Raw genomic sequence first — 19,615 nt, forward strand, 5'->3', positions numbered from 1 at the left:
GTACCAGGTGCTCGGTCTCGAAGAGGTACAAAAGCTCGCCGAGCCAGTCGAACAGCAGATAATCCGGAGCAGCGGCCGACACTTCGATCTTCTTCTCCTGGATGAGTCGCACTTCGTCCAGGTTCGCGATGATGATCGAAAGCAATCCGCGCGCGGCGTCCACAAGCAGCGTCTCAAGGTCGGGCGCCGTGACGCGCAGGCCGAGATCGGCCGTATGCTCGAAGATCTCGTACATGAATCAGTTCGTGCGCGCTTGCGCTCAGTCGCCCGTCGGCTTGACCAGCACGCGGCCCGCCACCTGGCCGGCCAGAATCTGCTCGACCTTGGCGCCCAGCTCGCGGAAGCCAATCTCGGTCGCCAGCCGCGGCAGGCAGGCGGGCTTCCAATCCGTGGCCAGGTGCTGCCACAACTTGCGGCGCGTGGCCATCGGGCATTCCGCCGAATCGATGCCGGCCAGATCGACGCCGCGCAGGATGAACGGAAACACGGTCAGCTTGAGCGCCGTTCCCGCCACGAGTCCGCACGCCGCGACGCAGCCGGCCCGATCGAGCGAGCGCACCACGGTCGAAAGCGTGTCACCGCCGACGGTATCAACGGCGGCAACCCACCGCGCCGGCAAGAGCGGCTTGTCGCTTGTGTCGACCACTTCTTCGCGGGAGATGATTTCTGCCGCGCCCGCCATTCTCAGCATGTCGTGGCTGGCCGGCTTGCCGCTCGAGGCGACGACCGTGTATCCGGCCTTCGCCAAGAGCGCCACCGAAATGATGCCCACGCCACCGCTTGCGCCGGTGACGAGCACCTTGCCGCTCTCGGGCTTGATGCCGTGATGGATGATCGCTGCCACGCTTTGCGCCGCGGTGAAACCGGCGGTGCCATAGATCATGCTCTCGCGCAGCGTGAGACCTGCCGGCAGTGGTACGACCCAGCCGGCCGGCACGCGCACGTATTCCGAAAAGCCTCCCCAGGTGTTTTGCCCCAAGTCGTAACCGGTGACGAGCACTTCCTGTCCTGGGCGGAATTCTGCCGAACGACTATCAACGACCGCGCCGGCGGCGTCGATGCCGGGGATGTGCGGATATTTTCGAGTCACGCCGGGCCGGCCCGCGGCCGAAAGCCCATCCTTGAAATTCAGCGAGGAATAGGCGACCCGGATCAACACGTCGCCGGCGGGCAGTTCGTCGATCGCCTTATTGGTTATCTCGGCATGGGCTTTGCCCGCTTCGTCCTTCGTGACGAAATAGCAACGAAACCGATCGGGGGTCATGTTCAACTCCGGCTGACGAGCAAAGATGTGTCTTGGCGACGTGTCCACCGCTCAAGGTAGAAGCTGTAAGCCGTCGATGCAAATTGATACGCCTCTCAGGACGCGCCGATTCGTTGACACCCCCCCTGGTGGCCCTATAATTTCCACACGGAAACGAAAAAAACCAACACGGCGGTGACCTCCGCCGAACGATTTACGGAGAAAAAATCATGGCCGGCAACGTCAGCGAATTCACCGACGCGAATTTCCAGAGTGAAGTCATCGACAGCGCGAGCCCCGTGCTCGTGGATTTCTGGGCTCCGTGGTGCGGTCCTTGCCGCATGATCGCTCCGCTGGTCGAAGAATTGGCCACCGAATACAAGGGGGCCGTGAAGATCGGCAAAATCAACATCGACGACAGCCCCAGCGCCGCCACCCAATACGGCGTCAGCAGCATCCCCACGTTGATGATCTTCAAGGGGGGCGAGGTCGTCGACCGGTTCGTGGGCGTGCAGCCGAAGAGCCGCTTGCAACAAGCTCTCGAAGCGGCCAAGGGCTGATTGCCGGTCGCTCTCTCGAATTCTCAAAGCGGGCCTGCGGGCCCGCTTTCGTTTTAATGCTGGCGCTGCGCGCAGCGCCCTCACGTGATCGGTTTATGCTCGATTTGCGCCCGTGGGCGAGCCGATGACCTGAAAGTGGCGAACTCTCGCCGCTTGTGCGGTGCGATCTACCGCACGATCGTCATTTAGGCCACCACGAAACCGGGCGGCCGCATGTCGGAATCGATCCAGGTTCGCACGACCAACGTTGCGACGACAAGCGGGGGCGCGCCCCTGCCGGCCGGTGCGCGCGTTGACGCTGCGCACGTGCTGGGCTCTGGCCCGCCCGCTGCCGATGATGCGGTCGCGGCAGCAACGGGCGGCCCCGTGGGTCGGCCGTTAAACGGTGCCACCGCTGGCGTGACCGACGCCGGTGCGATGCCCACGGCCGGCGATGCGCTGCAAATCGCGCAGCTCTTGGCCTATCTGCGCGTGCAAGGACGGCAGCTCGCGCAACTACTGCAACAGCGGCAACACGATCTCGATCGCCGCGAGGCGCAGCAACACGCCCAGGCCGCAGAACTGGAGAACCAGATGCGTGCGGCGCGCGTCTGGCTCGAAGCACGGCAGCAGGAATTGACGGAACGCGAGCAGCAACTCGCCTCGCGCGAGCGCGCCACGGCCGAGGCGGGCTCGCGCCTGTCGGCCGCCGAGGCCTACCATGCTTCGGCGCAGCGCGAACTCGTCGACGACTTGCGCCGCCGCGAAGGTGAGCTGGAGCGCGGCCGCGCGGAGCTCGAACGCAATCGGGCGCGACTGGAAAACCAGGCCCAGTTGCAACAAACCGCGCACCGCGAGCTGGCCGAACGCCGTGAAGCCGAGCACAACCGCATCGTGCGCTGTCGTCAGCAGCTCGATCAGGATCGTGCCGCGAGCATGAACATCGTGCGGCAAGGGCTGGCGGCCCTGGAAAAGCGGCGCGTGGCCGTCGAGCAAGAAGCAGCCGCCGTCGAGCGCCGCCGCGCCGAACTGGCCGAAATCGCCCGCCGCCCCAGTCCCGAACAAATCCGCATGACTCGCGCAAGCGCCGAGTTGGCCGATCGGCTGGCAGCGCGCGACGAGCAGCTCACGGCTGCCGAGCGGCTGCAAGTTGCCGCCGAAGCCGAGCTCGCGGCGATTCGCCGTGATTTGGACCACCAGCGCGAACAACTGGCCCGCTTCGCACGCAGCGAAAGGCAACGACTGGTCGAGAGCGAACGGAAATCCAAGGCCGAGATCGCCGCCGAGCGCGAGACTCTCACGCGGCAGCGGCAGCAATTGGACCAGCGGCAGGCACACCTCGAACGGCTGCGCGCGGAACTTGCCGAAGTCCACCAGGCGGCGCTCGACTCGCGCCTCGTGGCCGAGGAAACGCTCGTACACCTGGCCGGCGCCGCGGCTCCGCCGGAAGTCGCCCGGGCTTTGGCGGAAACACGTGCGCGGGTGGCCGACCAATGGCGCTTGGCCGCGGGCCGCCTTGCCGATGAGCGCGCGACGCTTTCGGCCATGACCGCCGATCTGGCCATGCAGTCGAAAAAGCTCGTGACGCAGCGCGACGAGCTATCGGCCTGGGCCGAACGCCGGCAAGCGGAGTTCGACTATCAGGCTTCGTTGCTCTCGCAGCGCGAAGACGAGCTTGGCAATCGCGAACGGGCGCTGGATCGCGAGCGCGAAGAATGGGATCAGGCGCGCCTCGCCTTCGAGCAGCAATTGCGCAGCGCCGCGGCTAAGCTGCGCGAAATGAACGACGAGCGCCGCGCGAGCGCGTAACGGCCGTCGCGCAGGGACGCCCTAGCCCCGACCAATCTAACGGGCCCGTGCCCTGCGACGCGCCTGCGTCTTGTCGGTCGCGACGCTATCGCCGGCGGCGTCCTTACCGGAAGCGCCCTTACCGGAAGCACTAGCCTGGGCGTCGTCGGCCAGCCCTCCTTCGCTCTTGGGCGTTTCGCCGGGGCTCTTGGCCGGAGTTCCAGGATTCTCGGCCGCCAGCTTCATCGATTCGTTGGCAATCGACATGGCCGATCGCAACTGTTCTTCGCTGAAATACGGTTCGCTGGGCCCGACGACGTTTTCGATCCGCTTCGCCGCCAGAGCGTCCCAGTTCATGCCGCTATTCAGGTACCAGGCCGCGGCTTGCGCGGCGCGCTGGTCGATCTTGCCCGCGCCCACCAGCGCGCACAGCTCGCGAACGCCTTCTTTCACCTTGGCGTCACTGATGCGCATGATGCGATAAGCCATGGCAGGACGCGGCTCGGGCTTGCCGTGTTCGAGACAGACGCAGGTGACTTTGAATTTGCCGACCTTCTCGGCCGGAACATTGAACATGCCGCCCCCCATGCCACCCATGCCACCCATCATGCCGCCACCCATACCGCCGCCCATTCCACCCATGCCACCGCCCATCATCTGACCGCCCATGCCCGGACGTGCACCACCACCACCGAGGCCGCCGCCCAGTTGCGCGAGCACGGGCGCGGCCGCGAAAGCGGCAGGCAGTTTCACGTTGAGAGGCTTCTTCGTCTTGTTCGTGATGGTGACGTTGGCCTGCGACGAATCTTTCGGAATGAACTTCACGTCAATCTGACCTGCGTCGATCGCATCGAACAGATCGACCGAGGGATCGTCCGGATTGAACTTGCCGGCGCCGGCTTTTGCCTTGCTCTGGGCCTGGGCCGCGTTTACGCCAAATGCCAGAGTCGTCACGGCGATCGCAAGCGCGACGGCGCGCAGATAGGTTCCCGTACTGGTAGCGGTCGTGGTCATGGCGAACACCCTTTTTGCGCAGTTCTCTCTCGTTCCGAACTCCACCCTTGGCCCGCCGTCTGCCGGCGGCGCAAGAGGCCCTTCAACCTATTGAGACTAATCGGCTTCGGGGCAAAAGCCAAGCAAAATAGGGTTTTCAGCGCTGAATCCGGCCCATTTCTCAAGCCAAGCACTGCCAGGGCCGGCACCTACGCCCCCTCGACGTCCGTGACCTTCCGAAAATGCCGGGCGGGGCACAGCCGCCCGATGACCTAAAGCGCCGGACCGCCATTTACCGGTTCGACGAGAAGGTCAGTCGTTTGACCGACCCCGAAGACGATCGTTCAATATGTCGTCGACCGTTTTACTTTGCAGATCCTGTAGCCGGTAGCGAACTTTCTCATCATTGGGCCCGACAATATACCGATCCTTATCCCGTGCGTCGTAAACCGCGGTACGCGTCGGAAATTCGATCTCAAAATCTGATGGAGCGATTTCAGGATTCAGGTTCACCAGCACGGCGTGTATCGTTCGGGACATCATTAACTTCCCATGCGGGAATTCCGTGACCCATTTCCATCGCATGGGGACCGTCTCGCCGTGAACGTCGCGGTATTCAATATCCCATTGTATTCGAATGTGTTCATTCTCATCCGTCATGCGTTGCACCGTGAGATCAGCGGGGCTTACATACAGGACGCGTTTCAATGTCCCATCAATCCCCGTCCCGCGGCTAAGCACGTAAACGTTCTGACCATTCAACTCCCCACTTTTCGAAGCCCAACCCGAAGACCGTCCAGCCTCAAGCGATCCAAGGATCTTTGTCGGGCGGAACGCACATAGGACTGGATCGGTGTTGCAATTATTGGCGTTCAGCGTTTCCGTAACGTCCCGGCGGTCAATGTGCGCGACAGGGTCAAATCGTTTTGAGGTGCTGAGACGCATTCCCACTTCACCATTGAAGGTCAGGACTTGCGTATCCTCGCCCTTTGTTTCTTCCATGCGGAGTTTATCTCCCTCCATGAGGACTCTCCACTTGCCAGACCAGCTCGCATGAGCGCCGTTGTGCCGGTCCACAACGTCCTCTTTCCACTGCACCTCCAAGCGGTGGAACGTCGCGTCCTTTGCTCGATAGCGCTCTCGTAATGCGTCAAGACGGATCGGCCGGAGTTCGCCGGCATTTGCCAGATCTTCCGCGGTGAGTCGGAGAGTCAGCGCGGCGGCGCCCCACAGAGCGACCGGCAGCCAACTGAGCACGCTCCGAGCGCCTGAACGTTTTAATGTCCTCATCCGAAGTTCTCCCGAGCACGATTGGGAGTTCCACGAGACACGACTCTTACGGAATCACATCCGGCTCGACCTGATAGCCGTCGGCCAAGGCATTGGTCGAGTTGAACATCGCCACCACCGCCATCAGTTCGCCGAGGCCTTCGTCGTCGAGGCCGAGCTTTTTGACCGCCGCCGTGTGTGAGTTGACGCAGTAAGAGCAGCCGTTGGTGGCCGAGACCGCCAGCGCGATCATCTCCTTTGTCAGCGCGTCGAGCCGGCCCGGCGCCATCGTGACTTTCAGACGCGTCCAGATCTGTTCCAACAGCGGGGGATGCGTGGCCAGCGTCTTCCACAGGTTCGGCACGAAGTCGATCTTCTTCGTGGCCTTGATATCGTCGTAGATTTCCCGCACGCGGCCGGTCGCCGCCGACTCTTCGACCATCGCGACCGTGGCGGGTCCGGGTTTTTTGGTATCTCGCGCTGACATGAGACTTACTCCCGAAAGCGACGCGGTTGGCTATGAGATGACCTTCGGCGTGCAATTTAGCACTGGCCAAGAATTCCAGGTACCAGAATTGCATACCAGCCCGAAGCGCCAGCGAGGGATCCGACGAAGTCCCTACCCCTCGCTAGCGCTTCGGGCTAATAAACACTCGCGAATATCAAGTCTGAGAGAGTCGCCGTTGACGTTTGCCCCTCACCCTGCCCTCTCCCGCCCTCTCCCGCCTCTCCCGGCGGGAGAGGGTTTAAACTTCCGGCGTTGCCCTCGCCCGGTGGGAGAGGGTGTTAGAGTCTGGCATCAATGCGCGGTGGGAATGAGTTCCACGCACACCAGCTCCGCATCATCCCGGGCAAAGACGTGTCGGCCGGCGTAGGCCGGGTGGGCCCAGGTCGGGCCGATGATTTTGGTGCGCGATTGCTCTTCGTATCCTTGCGGCGTGAAGCGGGCCAGCACCAGTTCGCCCTCGGCGTTGAGCGAGATCGTCCGGTCGCTATCCCCCAGCCATACCATCGTGACCTGTGGGTTGCGGCCGCGCGGCGTAAGGCGATTGCCATCGTCCCAGAGTTTCTTGCCCGTCGCCATTTCGAAGCACGTCACGCCCAATTGCTTGTCGAGCGAGTAAACAAAACCGTTGCGCTCCAGAGGCTGCGACATCAGCCCGCGCAGTTGCTTCGTGTCCTCCCAGGCCAACTCGGCATCGGCCGGTCCTTGCCCCAGGCGAACCATCTTCGAACCTTCCCAGTAGCCGGTGACGAATACCAGGTCGTCGCGAACGATCGGTGTGGCGATCGACACGCCATAGGTCACCTTGTAGGGAATCTGCCAATCGACGTGTCCCGAGTCGAGCGTGATGCCAACGACATTTTCCGGCGTCCAGCCGACAAGCTGCGGGCCGTGGCTGCGGTTGACGATGATCGGCGTGGCATAACCGGCCGGGTCGTTGCTCGCGCGCCATACCTCTTTTCCCGTCGCACGATCAAAAGCCACGAACGACCCGCCAGGAACGCCCACGTGGACGATCACCAGGTTTTTCCAAACGACGGGCGAGGCCGACAGTCCCCAGTCGGGAATCTTGGCCTGCATCTCGGCCACGCAATCGTGCGACCACAGCGACTTGCCGGTGGCGGCATCCAGGCACAACACATGCCCGAGCGCGCCCAGCGTATAGACGCGGCCTTCATGAATCGTGGGCGCTGCGCGCGGGCCGTTTCCGTAATCGAGCTTGCCGTACTCGACCGGGTATTCGTGCTTCCAAAGTTGCCGGCCGGTCGCCGCATCAAACGCCAACACGCGTTCGACCTCGACCGGTTCGCGTTGCCGGTCCATGATCAGCACGCGACCGTCGGCGACGCTCACGCCGGCATATCCGCCGCCGATCGGTTGCCGCCAGACGGTCTTCAAACCATCGGCTGGCCAAACCTCGGGCAGCGGCGGCGCGTGCCAGGTGCCATCGCCGCGCGGCCCACGCCAGCGGGGCCAATCTTCGGCCGACGCGATCACAGCGGCGCACAGCGCAGCTAGGAACGCGAATACGCCAAGTAGCCTGGGCAGCAAGTTTGCCTTCAACCACATGCTCACGCGAGCGTGAGCAGGACACCCGGAGTTGTGGCTGTGGCAGAGCACTAGACCAGTTCCGCGATCGGCCGTGACCCCTCGGGCAGGATTCCCACCGGCCGGTCGGCCAGATCCTTGACGAACGTGTGCGGATCGAGCCCGAGGTTGTGATAGATCGTGGCCAGCACGTCGAGGTAGGGCACGCGGCGCGCCGTGGCGTAGGCGCCGATCTTGTCGGTGGCGCCGATCACCTGGCCGGTGCGCATGCCGCCGCCGAACATCAAAGCAAAGTTGACCGGCGCCCAATGGTCGCGACCGGCGTCCTTGTTGATCTTCGGCGTGCGGCCGAATTCGCCCCACACGACGACCGTCACGTCGCGATCGAGTCCGCGCTGGTAGATATCTTCGACCAAGGCGGAAATGCCCTGATCAAACAGTGGCACACGTTCCTTAAGAGCGCCAAAATTGTTGCCGTGCGTGTCCCAAAAGCCGTAGGCCACGGTCACGCAACGGGCGCCGGCCTCGACCAGGCGCCGGGCCATCAGCAGTTGATCGTTCCACTCAGGCGCCCCATCCCCCTGATGCTGCGGCGAGCCGCGGCCATAGCGTTCGCGCACGGCCGGGTCTTCTTTTTCGACGTCCATGGCGCTGGCCAGCTTGCTGCTCGTGAGCACGTCGAACGCGCGGCGGTAGGCGGCATCCAATCGCTCGACGCCGGAGCTATCGACGGCGCGGCGGAAATCATCGAAACCGGCCAACAAATTGCGGCGCGCGGAAAACTCCTCAGACGAAACGTACCGCAGCTTCATGCTGGCCAGGTCTTCGCCATCGGCCTTCGTCCCCGCCGCCGCGTGTCCCAGCATGCCAGGGCCAGGGCTGTTGTACGGGCGATGCTGCATGGTCGGGAACAGATCCACAAACGGCGGCACCACCGGATCGACCGGCCCGGCCAGCCGCGCGATGACCGAACCGAAGTTCGGCCGCCCCTCGCGCTGCGCCACGCCCATCGTGTAACCGGTTAGATTCTGAAAGCTGGAATGCTCGTCGCGCATGCCCACGATCGATCGCACCAGGGCCACGCGATCCATCACCGTGGCCATCTTCGGCAACAGTTCGCCCACCTGCACGCCCGGCACGTTGGTCGAGATCGGCTTGAACTCGCCGCGAATTTCGTCCGGCGCGTCGGGCTTCAAGTCGAACGTGTCTTGATGCGCCATCCCGCCCGACAGGTAGACCATGATCACCGACTTGTGCGAGCCGCCGGTGCCTTGCCGCGCTTCGGCGCGCAACAGGGCGGGCAGGCTCAGGCCCCCCAAGGCCAGGCTGCCGACCTTGAGAAAGTTGCGGCGCGAGGCGCGATCGCAATAGCGGTGCTGTGGCCCCAGCAGGGTGAACATGCGGTGTGGTTCCTTGCTCCCGCCGGCTGGCGAAGAGGACGGCGGGCTCGGTCGGCAGGCTGTGTGGCGGTGGGTCTCTCGACAGTTTAACGGTACCGGCGAGGAGAAGCAAAGTCCTGTAGCCCAGGCCTGTGGTCCGGGTGGCTCATCGGGTCCGCCTTCGCACCCTTGCTTTTTGCCCCGACTTCGCCGTTGATATAGGGATTCCCTTTCCTACGGAACACAGGTTCGGGGCAGCCGCGCATGGCCACTGTTCGCTCTCCGCAGATCTCGGCTCTGGCGAAACGCATCATCGCCAATATCGAGAAAGTTATCATCGGCAAACGCCAGGAAGTCGTTCTGGCGCTGGTCAGCTATTTCTGCGAAGGGCACGTGCTGCTGGAGGACGTGCCGGGCGTAGCGAAGACGATGCTCGCCCGGGCCCTGGCCAAAAGCGTCGGCTGCTCGTTCAAGCGCGTGCAATGCACGCCCGATTTGTTGCCCACCGACATCACGGGGGCGTCGATCTTCAATCAGAGGGCGGCCGAGTTCGAATTTCGCGCCGGGCCGATCTTTTCGCAGATCGTGCTGGCCGACGAAATCAACCGCGCGACGCCGCGCACCCAAGCCGCTCTGCTGGAAGCGATGGCTGAGCGGCAAGTGACCGTCGACGGCACCACGCACAAGCTCGCAGCGCCCTTCTTCGTCATCGCCACGCAAAACCCCGTGGATCACGAAGGGACGTTCCCGCTGCCCGAGGCACAATTGGACCGTTTCCTGGTGCGCCTGTCGCTGGGATACCCCAGCCAAGAGGAAGAGGCCCGCATGCTCGAGCGGCTACAGCGTGGCCATCCGATCGACGACCTGACCGCCGCGGTTTCGGTCGACGAAGTGCTGGCCTGCCAGCAGGCGGTGCGAGAAGTCTACATCGATGAAAAATTGCGCAACTACATCGTCGAGCTGATCCGCGCCACGCGCGAGCATGACGACGTGCTGCTGGGCGGCAGCCCGCGGGCTTCGATGGCACTGTTGCGCACGTCGCAAGCGCTTTCGGCGGTGCGGGGTCACAACTTCGTGCTGCCCGACGATGTGAAGCGGATGGCGCCGGCGGTGCTGTCGCATCGGTTGATCCTGAAGCCGGAAAGCAGGCTGCGCAAAGTCACGGCCGAGACGGTCGTCCACGAGATTCTCGACGAAACGCCGGTTCCCACGATTGCCAGTGAAGCAGGCCGGTCATGAGATGGTATCTGGCTGCCGCGTTCTTGCTGCTGCTGGCGGTCGCGTTTCAGATGGGCCTGTTGGCCTATGCCATGTACGTGCTCTTGGCGGTATTGATCTCCAGCCGCCTGCTGGCGCGGGCGTGGATCGAGAACCTGTCGGCGACGCGCGAGTGCAATCGTTTGTCGGCCGAAATTGGCGATCGCGTGGCCGTGGCGGTGACTGTCGCGAACGCCGGCCGGCTGCCCGTTCCGTGGGTGCTGGTCGAAGATATTCTGCCGCGGGCCGCACTCGTGCAGCGGCCGCCGCGGCTGCGCGTGACCGGACGCCGGTTGATGATCGCCATGGTGCGCGGGCAGGGGCGCCGCGTTCTCTTGTATCAGCTCACTTTCGAGATGCGCGGCTACTACCAGATCGGGCCGTGCATGTTGGAAAGCGGCGACCTGTTCGGCCTGCACCGGCGGTTCCGCGTGGCGAGCGAGCCGCATTTCATCATTGTCTACCCGAAGGTGATTCCGCTCGTCGGCTTTGATATCGCGTCGCGCCGTCCGATCGGGGAAGTGCGCATGACGCACCGGTTGTTCGAAGATCCGACGCGCATCGCGGGCGTTCGTTTGTATCAAGCCGGCGACGCCATCAATCGCGTCAATTGGCGCGCCACGGCCCGCACCGGCGAGCTGCACAGCAAAGTCTACGAGCCCTCGTGCATCGCGGGGGCCACGATCGTGCTGGACTTCAATCGGGCCTCGTTCCCGCCGCGCAACGAGCCGGTGCGCTCGGAGCTGGCCATCACGGCCGCCGCGTCGCTGGCCAACGCCGTGTATCAACTGGGCCAGCAGATCGGCTTGATCACCAACGGTCGTGACGCCGCGGATCGCATCCGGCAGGAAGGTTGGGAGCACGAATATCGCACCCGCGGCGCAGCGCGACAAAGCGCGAGCATGAACGAAACCAGCGATCGGCTTCGCCCGCTGATCGTGCCGACGCGGCGCGGGCCGGAACAGTTTCGCCGCATCCTGGAAACGCTGGCCCGGGTCGAAATGACCGATGGGCTGTCGTTTGCGCAATTGGTCAACGAAGCGGCCGCGCGGTTGCCGGCCGATGCCACGGTGATCGCCGTGCTGGGGGACGTACCGCCCGAAGTGGCCTGGACCTTGGGCAACCTGCGCCGCCGCGGATACGCCGTGACGGCCGTCGTGGTGAACTTCGACGAATTCGAGTCGAGCGAGTGCCTGGGCCGGTTGATCGCCGAAGGGATCGACGCGCGGCTGGTCGCCAGCGAAGAATCGCTGTCGGCGCTGTGCCAACAGCAAATGGTACGATAGGCGTTGGAGGCGCGAGATGTCCGAGGCGCGACCCAAACCGACTTTGATGGATTACATGGCGATCGCCATTAGTCCGTCATTGATCATCTTGTTGGTTGGCAGCCTGGCGTTCTTTCTGTTAATGGTCTTTTACGCGGGCGCGTTCGAAACGCGACTGTATTGGACGACCGGCTGCTTCGTGTTCGCGGCCGTGCTGATCAGCCGCATCTCGATCGAAGAGGGAGCCGAGCGGGCCAGCTTGTTCGGCATCGCGCTGGGTGTCGTCGCGGCCCTGGCCATGACACGTTTTGTCGACCATGCGTTTTGGGCCTGGCTGGTGCTGGGCGTCATCTGGTGGTGCGCGAGCCATCTGGTCTGGAATTGCACGCTGGTCGACGACGATGACGACGCCAGCGGCGCCGGCTTACTCGAAGCGGCCGGCTTCGACGCGGCCCTCTCAACCGCGGCTGCCGAACCGAAAGAGGCGCCCGCCCTGACGACAGCCGCAGCGCGGCGCAAGCGCCGCAACGAAGCGGCTGCCCGGTCGTCGAAAACGCCCGAGTTGCCGAAGCCGCCCGAGTTGCCGTGGATCAAGCGGGCTTTCGCGTGGTGGCAGAGTAGCGCCAGCCGCAAGGCGCCGCCGGGGTTGACGGTCGTTTACTTTTCGCTCGCGGCGCTGCCGATTTTCGGCCTCGGCCAGCAATTCATCGCGACCGAAGACCGGCTGTATGCCTTTCAATGTCTGTTCGTGTATGTGGCCAGCGCGCTGGGTCTGCTGGTCACGACCAGCTTCCTCGGGTTGCGCCGTTACTTGCGGCAGCGCCGGCTGGAAATGCCCGTCGAGATGGCCGGCACCTGGCTGGCCGTGGGCGCGGCGATGGTGGGCATCGTGTTGATCCTGGCGGTCCTGATTCCGCGGCCCCAGCCGGAATACGCCATTTCGTCGCTAACCGGCATGCTCAGCTCGCCCGAGCGCGAGGCGTCGCGCTACGCGCCGATGCACAACAGTCCCGCGCAAGGCGAATCGTCGTCGGGCGCGCCGGACGAGCAACAGAAGCAGCCCGACGATTCACAGGCGGCAGCTCAACAGCATGGCGGCGCCAGCGGCGACAGTTCGCAGGCCGGCGGGGAGCAGGGGCAGAAAACAGAGGGCAGCGGGCAGCGGGCAGAGGGCAGTGAGGAGGAAAACAAAGGGCAGGCGGCAGCCGGTGAGAGGGAGGGGCAGAGCGGAGAGGGGACTAAGTCGCAGCAAAGCGGCGGTAGTTCCGGCGGGGGCACGAGCGGTCAGCAGCAGTCGGGCGGCAGCGGCAACCCGTCGCAAGGTCAGCAGGCACAGAGTCAGCGGTCGCAAGGGCAACAGGCCCAGACGCAACCATCACAGAATCCGCAAGCCCAGCAGCCGCAACAGAATCAGGCGACGCAATCCGGCGGTGAAAAACAGCAGCAACCGCAGGGCAACAATCCGGCCTCACAACAGTCGGCCGGACAACAACAGCAACAGCAACAATCACAACAGCGACAAGACAAAACTGCCGGACAGTCCGGGGATCAGCAGCAACAGCAGGCTCAACAGACTCAGCAACGGCAAAGCTCCGACGCCGAAAAAAACGGCGAGCAAGGCGCGAAGCAGCAAGCTGACCGGCAAAGCGGCTCGGCCGGTAGTGGCAAGCAACAACCATCCGAGCAGCAAGCGGGGGCTGATAAAGGCAAGGGCGCGCAAGACTCGCTGTCGTCAAAGATGGCGCAAAGCCTCGGGCAGCGCTGGCAGCAGCGCCCCCGGCTGCGGCCGCCTCCGCTGGCCTCGGCCGGCGGCGTGTTGTGGTTACTAAAGATGCTGGTAAACGCTGTCGTTGCCATTGCCGTGATCTATTGCTTGATCCGCTACGGCGCGCAAGTGCGGGCCTTCTTGCATGCCATGGCACGCGAGCTCATGGCGCTGTGGCAAAGCTTCTTCGGACGCCGGTCCTCGACGGGTGGCGAAGCCGATGAAGCCGTCGCGGCAACGGTGCGTCGAACGCGGCCGTTCGCCTCCTATGCCGATCCGTTTGCCAGCGGCGCGGCGGCAAAAGCACGGGCCCACGCGATCGTGCAGTACAGCTTCGAGGCCTTGGAAGCGTGGGCCGCTGATCGTGACACTCCGCGGCTGGCGGAAGAAACACCGCTTGAATTCTCGGCCCGCCTTGCCGGCGAGCATCCGCCTCTGGCCGCGGGAGTTCAGGAGCTAGCGAGCCTGTACGCGCGGGTTGCCTACGCGCGCGATCCGCTCGCCGGCGAGAACCTGGCCGAGGTGCGTCAATTGTGGATAGCGCTACAACGCGCCGGCGCGCCGGTCTCGAGCCGATAGCGAGCTGGCTTCACGGCATCGCCGCGTAGCGCTCGGCGTATTCGAGGATCCACAGATCGATCATCTGCCGATAGCTGGCCAGATCGACCTCCCAGATGCGCTGAAAGTGCGTGCGGTTGAAGATTTCCTTGTTCGCGATCGTCCCCTTGGCCGTCAATTCGACGACGTGCGACGAGGAGTAAGGGCGAATCGCGACTTCCAGCCGCGAGAACGAATTGCCGCCGCGGCGAACGTCGTCGCGATTGATGCCGGCGCCCCAGCCACGATCGCCCGACAAGGTTTCGTAGCGAAAACCCGGGAAATGGTCGGGCAAGGGACGCATCGCCTGTTCGATGTGTTCGGAAAGCTCCAAGCGATATTGCGAGTGGAGGCGCCGCAATTCCTCCTCGCTGACCGCGTCACGCGCTTCGCTGCGTGCCTTGACGGCATGCTGCCGTTCGCCGCGAGCGATGGCCTCCTTGAGTCGTTCGTTGAAATCCATGCGGCGACTTGCCTTCTCGGCGCTCAGCTTTGCGGGGACTCGGGCGCTTGATCGTCGGTCTTTTGCTTCAGCTCGAGGAATTGTTTCAGATCCCCGAAGGTGCGCATGGGCTCGCGTCCTTCCGCCATTCCCTTGGTGAGCGGCACGACGGGGCGCGGTTTCGGCTTCGGCCGCGGAGCGCTGTACGGCTTCTTCTGTTGGTCCGAGCCGCGGTCAGGACGCGACGAGCGCCCGCCGCGTTGCTGTCCCCCGCCTTGCTGCCCGCCGGGACGGCCTTCTCCAGAACGCTGTCCTCCCTGACGCTGCACGGCCGGCCGTGGGGCGGCTCCGGCGGTCTGCGCCTGCGGAGGTCTATCGGGCCGGCGCCTTTCCTGGCGCGGCGGGCGGCGCTCTTCAGTGCGACGACTCGCAGGGTCGATCAACGTGAGCGACACGCGGCGCCGCTCCTTGTCGACGGCCATCACCCACACGGTCACGATGTCGCCGACCGAGACGCAGTCGTGCGGGTCCTGAATGAATTTCGTGGCCAACTGGCTGACATGTACCAGACCGGTGTCCTTGAGGCCGATGTCGACAAACGCGCCGAAGTCGACGACGTTCAGCACCGTGCCCATCAATTCCATGCCAGGAGCAAGATCGTCGAGTTTGAGGATTCCCTTTTTGAAGATCGGCTTGGGCAGCGATTCGCGCGGGTCACGGCCGGGCCGGGTGAGCTGACCGACGATGTCCGCAAGCGTCAGAGCCCCGACGTGCAGGCTTTGGGCCAGTTCGGGAAGGTTGGCGCCCATCAGACGCTCGCCCAGTTCGGCATCTTTGGCCTTGTCGGCCAGGTCAACGGCCTGAAAGCCCAACGTGTCGAGCAACTGCGTCGCGGCTGGATAGCTTTCGGGGTGAATCCATGTGGCGTCGAGCGGATTGTCGCCGCCGGCGATCTTCAAGAAGCCGGCCGCCTGGACGAAGGCCGCTTCGCCGAAGCCCAGCACCGAGCGCAATTGCGCGCGGTTGGTAAACGGCCCGTTCGCCATGCGGTGCGTGACCAGTCGCTGCGCCGTCAATTGGTTCAGTCCCGACACGTATCGCAATAGTGCCGGGCTGGCGGTATTCAAATCGACGCCGACGAAATTCACGCACGATTCGACGACGCCGTCGAGCGAATCGCGCAGATGCTTCACCTTGACGTCGTGCTGATACATGCCGACGCCGATATTGGCCGGGTCGATCTTCACCAGCTCGGAGAGCGGGTCTTGCAGACGCCGGCCGATACTGATGGCGCCGCGCAGCGTGGCGTCGTAGGACGGAAACTCCTCGCGGCCGATCTGGCTCGTCGAGTAGACGCTGGCGCCGGCTTCATTGACAATCGCGTAGGAAATATTCTCCTCCGCCAGGTCACCGGCGATCAGCTCGCTAATCCACTGTTCGGTTTCGCGACAGCCTGTGCCGTTGCCGATGGCCACGGCCGTCAGGCGATGCTCGCGCACCATGTCGACGACCTTGGTCTTGGCCTCGGCGCGGCGCTCCTCGCTGCCCACCAGGTGTACGACACCATGCGCCAGCAAGTTTCCAAACTCGTCGAGCGCCGCCAGTTTGCAGCCGCTCTTGAAGCCCGGGTCCAGGGCCAGCACGCGGCATTCGCGGATCGGCGGCTGCAGCAATAGCTTGCGAAGGTTGCGGGCGAAGACCTCGACGGCGTGTGCTTCGGCACGATCGGTCAATTCGCGACGCACTTCCCGTTCCAGGCTCGGCAGGATCAGCCGGGCGAGCGCATCACGCGCCACGCCCCGCAGAAAGTCGGCATGCGGCGTCTCGGGATCGATGACCAATTCGTCGAGCACGCGGTGCATGGCGGCCGTATCGGCCTCGACCTTGATGCGCAAGATCTTGGCCCGCTCGCCACGATTGATCGCCAGCACCCGGTGCGGCGGGACCTTGGCCAGCGCTTCGCTGAAATCGAAAAAGTCGCGGAACGCGTTGCCGTCGCGCTTCCCTTTTTGTTTCTTCTTGTTCGCCGCCGGCGGTTCCGGCTTGGGCGCCTCGGCGCCGGTTTCGCTTTCGCTGGCCACGGCGGTCGCTTCGGGCTCTTTTTCTTTGGCCTCTTTGCCCTCGCCTTCGATGTTGTTGCTGACCAGCCGGCCGGTCTCTTCCAGGATCGAACGCAGCCGGCCGCGCAAATCGGCGCGCTCGCTGATCACTTCGGCCAGGATGTGGCCGACCCCCAAGAGCACGTCGCCGATGTTGTTGATCTGTCGATCGGGATTGACGAAATCCGCCGCGCGGGCGTCGAGGTCGCGGCAAGCTGGATCATTGGCCAGGATTTCGTCGGCCAGCGGCTCCAGCCCGCGGCTGCGCGCGGTGGTGGCGAGTGTTTGTTTCTTGGGCTTATAAGGAAGGTAGAGATCTTCCAACCGCTTCATCGTGTCGGCGGCTTCGATCTGCGCGGTGAGTTGGGGCGTGGTTTTGCCTTGAGCTTCGATCGAGCGCAGGATCGTCTGTTTGCGGTCTGCTAGCTGACGCAGCTTCAGCACGCGCTCCTGGATGGCGCGCACCTGTTCTTCGTCCATCCCGCCGGTTTGGTCTTTGCGATAGCGGGTGATAAAAGGAATGGTGTTGCCGCTATCGAGGAGGTCAACGACGGCAGCGACGCTATCGAGTGGAAGCGCAAGAGGGCCAGCAACCTGGCCAAGGTCGAGATCGATCGTAGAGATCATGAGCTGTGCGTACCCCTTGCGTTGATAGGAGAATACAACGCAAGGCTCCTGCTGATAAGACCTTACTCGTTTCGCAATCTAGAAACGAGCGTCAACGGTGTCAAGCCGCGCCAGCGTTATACCTGCCCCGTAGCTGCCCCCGCGCCGTGCTGTTACGCCGCGCATGCACTGCATTCTGCGTACCTCGTGCGCGATCGTTTTCAAACCGTCGCAGAGAAAAGAACGAATTTCTTGCCAAATAGATCAAACCGAGGGAAGGGGCGCGGCCGATACACACATCAATGTTCCAGGGTGGGCGCTAGCAGCGGTGCGCGGGGATTTCGCGCACTCGACGTCGGGGTCACGAGCGGTCCGACCCGACGATCGTCCCAGGGAACCGCGACGTAAGGAAGCGTTGTCTATGTCCCGAAGCCAGTTACGCGTTTATTACGGACCTGATTCCGCGACAGCCACGGCCCACAAGGCCCAGGAACATTCGGTCCAGGTCCGCCTGGGCGAGATCTTTCCGCTCTTGGCCGACGCCGTACGCAGCGAGCGAACCTGGTTGCGCGACTTCGAAGATGACGAAATCTCGATTTCGATGGATCTTTACGAAGTCATCCTGGCCTACCAGCATTGCCGCCGCCCGAGCGCTTAACGGCACTTCGCGGCTTTGAATAGAATACCCAGAACCGGATGCAGATTCGCATCCGGTTTTTTTGCGCGCCGAGGCGCCACCGGCCAAACCCCTGAATTCCAGATCGCCCTAGCAGCCTGTTGAAGAACTCAACGGGCTGCGACATCGCAGGGATGCGATGGCAGAATGTCGACGTAAGTCGTTATTTTGCGAGCCGTGCGAAGCTTTGCTTCGCACTTGGCGAGGTTGAAAGAAGCCACGAGGGCTTTTTTCAACAGGCTGCTAGGGGCCGTATGGGCCTTCGGACGCGCTACGCGACTTATGTAGCGCCCCTATGGTGTGCTTTTCTCTCTGCGCACCTGTTGAATTCCCGGACAGGCTCAAGCGAGTTGCCCGTGCTACCCGGGTGCTCTGGCGGCCCTGAACGGGGCGCTTTGCGTTCCTTCCTGCCGCCTACCGTCCCCGTTAAGATCTGGCCTGCCCAACTCTTTCGGAGACTCTCGGCATGGCGAATCTAGATACCACCGTCGCAGGCTGCCGCAATCGGCAGCGGCGCGTTCTGGAACTAATGCAACGCGAACGGCTGGACCTGGTGATTGTCACGCGGCACGAGCATGTGCAATGGCTGGCAGGGCCGCGGTTTCATTGGACCTTCGAGCCGGTGGCGGCGCTGGCGGCCGATGGGCATGTGACGCTCGTCGCGCCGACGGTCACGTATAAGGACGCGGCGGCCGATAAGGTCGTGTCGTACGAATCGAACCGGTTTTCGACCCTGCGGAACGACCAGCGGCAAGCTTCGTCCGATGCTCTCGTCACGGCGCTCGCCGGGCGGCCGGCACCGAAGCGGATCGGCGTCGAGTTCTCGTCGTTCGGGCCGCACCTGGCGACGCGCTTTGCGGCTGAGCTGGTCGACGTCGAGCCGTCACTCTATTATTTGCGCCGCCGCAAGGAGCCGGACGAACTGGCGCGGCTGCAAAAGGCGATCGACGGGACAGGCCTGATGTACGCGCGCGGGCGCGAGATCATCGAGCCTGGCATCAACGAGCTGGAAGTTTTCAACCAATTGCAGAGCGTGGCCGTGGCCCATTTCGGCGAGATGATGACCGCCACCGGCAACGATTATCAGTCGGGCACGCGCGGCGGGCCGCCGCGCGACCGCCGGGCCGAGGATGGCGAGCTATACATCCTCGATCTGGGGCCGGCCTACCAGGGTTACTTTGCCGACAACTGCCGCGCCGTTGCCGTCAACCATCGCCCGACCGACGACCAGCAGCGGGCGTGCGCGAAGATCGCCGAAGTCTTCACGATGATCGAGCGCAACGTAAAGCCGGGCGTGCGCTGCCGCGACATCTTCGACGCCGCCCAGGCGATTCTCGACGAGTATCGGCCGGGAGCGTTCGACCATCACCTGGGGCACGGCATCGGCCTGTATCCGCACGAGGCGCCGCACTTGAATCCGAAATGGGACGACACGTTCGAAGTCGGTGACGTCTTCACGGCCGAGCCCGGCCTGTATGGGCCGGAGTTGCGCGCCGGTATCCGGCTGGAGAACGACTATCTGGTCACCGAAAACGGGGTACGGCTGCTGAGCGATTTCCCGCTGGGGCTGTAGGAACGGCACGGTTAACGCGCGAACCGTTCATCGATTGCCGTGCTCCGCCTCGTATAATCGAAGGCATGCTG

The 19,615-nt window shown here is 63.7% G+C and carries 16 protein-coding genes; 7 read left to right on the forward strand and 9 right to left on the reverse strand.

The window, feature by feature from the left end; all coding sequences use genetic code 11:
* Window positions 1-235, reverse strand: a 235-nt coding sequence (locus VHD36_23450) for an archease (protein HVU90306.1), incomplete at its 3' end; no start/stop codon positions are given.
* Window positions 236-259: 24 nt separating this feature from the next.
* A complete protein-coding gene (locus VHD36_23455) occupies window positions 260-1,264 on the reverse strand; it encodes a YhdH/YhfP family quinone oxidoreductase (GenBank protein HVU90307.1) in 1,005 nt (334 codons plus the stop codon).
* A gap of 209 nt (window positions 1,265-1,473) precedes the next feature.
* On the opposite strand from VHD36_23455, the gene trxA reads away from it, so the two are divergent.
* On the forward strand, window positions 1,474-1,803 hold the full coding sequence (trxA, locus tag VHD36_23460; protein HVU90308.1) for a thioredoxin: 330 nt from the start codon (window positions 1,474-1,476) through the stop codon (window positions 1,801-1,803).
* A 213-nt stretch (window positions 1,804-2,016) separates the two neighbouring features.
* Entirely contained in the window at window positions 2,017-3,591 is a 1,575-nt protein-coding gene (locus VHD36_23465) for a hypothetical protein (protein HVU90309.1), read from the forward strand.
* Window positions 3,592-3,627: 36 nt separating this feature from the next.
* Here VHD36_23465 and VHD36_23470 read toward each other — a convergent pair whose 3' ends face one another.
* The 5 genes from VHD36_23470 to VHD36_23490 form a co-directional block, all read right to left on the reverse strand.
* Window positions 3,628-4,584: a hypothetical protein gene (locus VHD36_23470; protein HVU90310.1), complete on the reverse strand. Its 957-nt coding sequence runs from the start codon at window positions 4,582-4,584 to the stop codon at window positions 3,628-3,630.
* A gap of 291 nt (window positions 4,585-4,875) precedes the next feature.
* Entirely contained in the window at window positions 4,876-5,820 is a 945-nt protein-coding gene (locus VHD36_23475) for a hypothetical protein (GenBank protein ID HVU90311.1), read from the reverse strand.
* Window positions 5,821-5,899: 79 nt separating this feature from the next.
* Complete coding sequence (locus VHD36_23480; protein HVU90312.1) at window positions 5,900-6,274, reverse strand: carboxymuconolactone decarboxylase family protein; 375 nt, start codon at window positions 6,272-6,274, stop codon at window positions 5,900-5,902.
* Window positions 6,275-6,631: 357 nt separating this feature from the next.
* The gene (locus tag VHD36_23485; GenBank protein HVU90313.1) at window positions 6,632-7,906 is read right to left on the reverse strand and encodes a PQQ-binding-like beta-propeller repeat protein; all 1,275 of its coding nucleotides are present in this window, start codon (window positions 7,904-7,906) and stop codon (window positions 6,632-6,634) included.
* Between the two features lie 50 nt (window positions 7,907-7,956).
* Window positions 7,957-9,285 (reverse strand): DUF1501 domain-containing protein, encoded by a 1,329-nt coding sequence (locus VHD36_23490; GenBank protein HVU90314.1) that lies wholly within the window; start codon window positions 9,283-9,285, stop codon window positions 7,957-7,959.
* A 243-nt stretch (window positions 9,286-9,528) separates the two neighbouring features.
* On the opposite strand from VHD36_23490, the gene VHD36_23495 reads away from it, so the two are divergent.
* From VHD36_23495 to VHD36_23505, 3 genes are read left to right on the forward strand one after another with little or no spacing between them, the layout of a single operon-like run.
* The gene (locus tag VHD36_23495; GenBank protein HVU90315.1) at window positions 9,529-10,503 is read left to right on the forward strand and encodes a MoxR family ATPase; all 975 of its coding nucleotides are present in this window, start codon (window positions 9,529-9,531) and stop codon (window positions 10,501-10,503) included.
* A complete protein-coding gene (locus tag VHD36_23500; protein ID HVU90316.1) occupies window positions 10,500-11,807 on the forward strand; it encodes a DUF58 domain-containing protein in 1,308 nt (435 codons plus the stop codon). The genes VHD36_23495 and VHD36_23500 overlap by 4 nt, the downstream gene beginning before the upstream one ends.
* A gap of 16 nt (window positions 11,808-11,823) precedes the next feature.
* Window positions 11,824-14,130, forward strand: a complete 2,307-nt coding sequence (locus VHD36_23505) for a DUF4129 domain-containing protein (GenBank protein ID HVU90317.1) — start codon at window positions 11,824-11,826, stop codon at window positions 14,128-14,130.
* 10 nt (window positions 14,131-14,140) lie between these two features.
* Here VHD36_23505 and VHD36_23510 read toward each other — a convergent pair whose 3' ends face one another.
* Both VHD36_23510 and VHD36_23515 read right to left on the reverse strand, forming a co-directional pair.
* Entirely contained in the window at window positions 14,141-14,611 is a 471-nt protein-coding gene (locus VHD36_23510) for a hypothetical protein (GenBank protein HVU90318.1), read from the reverse strand.
* 23 nt (window positions 14,612-14,634) lie between these two features.
* Window positions 14,635-17,316 carry a Tex family protein gene (locus VHD36_23515; GenBank protein HVU90319.1) on the reverse strand — a complete coding sequence of 894 codons (2,682 nt, stop codon included), beginning with the start codon at window positions 17,314-17,316 and terminating at the stop codon, window positions 14,635-14,637.
* 400 nt (window positions 17,317-17,716) lie between these two features.
* Here VHD36_23515 and VHD36_23520 point away from each other — a divergent pair, with 400 nt between their 5' ends.
* Together VHD36_23520 and VHD36_23525 are read left to right on the forward strand one after the other, a co-directional pair.
* A complete protein-coding gene (locus tag VHD36_23520) occupies window positions 17,717-17,953 on the forward strand; it encodes a hypothetical protein (GenBank protein HVU90320.1) in 237 nt (78 codons plus the stop codon).
* Window positions 17,954-18,437: 484 nt separating this feature from the next.
* On the forward strand, window positions 18,438-19,544 hold the full coding sequence (locus VHD36_23525) for a Xaa-Pro peptidase family protein (protein ID HVU90321.1): 1,107 nt from the start codon (window positions 18,438-18,440) through the stop codon (window positions 19,542-19,544).
* Window positions 19,545-19,615 lie beyond the last annotated feature (71 nt).

Source organism: Pirellulales bacterium (assembly GCA_035546535.1).
In the GTDB taxonomy this organism is placed as follows: Bacteria; Planctomycetota; Planctomycetia; order Pirellulales; family JACPPG01; genus JACPPG01.

What these genes read in the sequence shown, in the direction of transcription:
- VHD36_23470 (HVU90310.1), bottom strand. Translation starts at nt 4,584, where the DNA reads ATGACCACGACCGCTACCAGTACGGGAACCTATCTGCGCGCCGTCGCG.
- VHD36_23480 (HVU90312.1), bottom strand. Translation starts at nt 6,274, where the DNA reads ATGGTCGAAGAGTCGGCGGCGACCGGCCGCGTGCGGGAAATCTACGAC.
- VHD36_23520 (HVU90320.1), top strand. Translation starts at nt 17,717, where the DNA reads ATGTCCCGAAGCCAGTTACGCGTTTATTACGGACCTGATTCCGCGACA.
- VHD36_23495 (HVU90315.1), top strand. Translation starts at nt 9,529, where the DNA reads ATGGCCACTGTTCGCTCTCCGCAGATCTCGGCTCTGGCGAAACGCATC.
- VHD36_23490 (HVU90314.1), bottom strand. Translation starts at nt 9,285, where the DNA reads ATGTTCACCCTGCTGGGGCCACAGCACCGCTATTGCGATCGCGCCTCG.
- VHD36_23465 (HVU90309.1), top strand. Translation starts at nt 2,017, where the DNA reads ATGTCGGAATCGATCCAGGTTCGCACGACCAACGTTGCGACGACAAGC.
- VHD36_23500 (HVU90316.1), top strand. Translation starts at nt 10,500, where the DNA reads ATGAGATGGTATCTGGCTGCCGCGTTCTTGCTGCTGCTGGCGGTCGCG.
- VHD36_23455 (HVU90307.1), bottom strand. Translation starts at nt 1,264, where the DNA reads ATGACCCCCGATCGGTTTCGTTGCTATTTCGTCACGAAGGACGAAGCG.
- VHD36_23485 (HVU90313.1), bottom strand. Translation starts at nt 7,906, where the DNA reads ATGTGGTTGAAGGCAAACTTGCTGCCCAGGCTACTTGGCGTATTCGCG.
- VHD36_23510 (HVU90318.1), bottom strand. Translation starts at nt 14,611, where the DNA reads ATGGATTTCAACGAACGACTCAAGGAGGCCATCGCTCGCGGCGAACGG.
- VHD36_23525 (HVU90321.1), top strand. Translation starts at nt 18,438, where the DNA reads ATGGCGAATCTAGATACCACCGTCGCAGGCTGCCGCAATCGGCAGCGG.
- VHD36_23505 (HVU90317.1), top strand. Translation starts at nt 11,824, where the DNA reads ATGTCCGAGGCGCGACCCAAACCGACTTTGATGGATTACATGGCGATC.
- trxA (HVU90308.1), top strand. Translation starts at nt 1,474, where the DNA reads ATGGCCGGCAACGTCAGCGAATTCACCGACGCGAATTTCCAGAGTGAA.
- VHD36_23515 (HVU90319.1), bottom strand. Translation starts at nt 17,316, where the DNA reads ATGATCTCTACGATCGATCTCGACCTTGGCCAGGTTGCTGGCCCTCTT.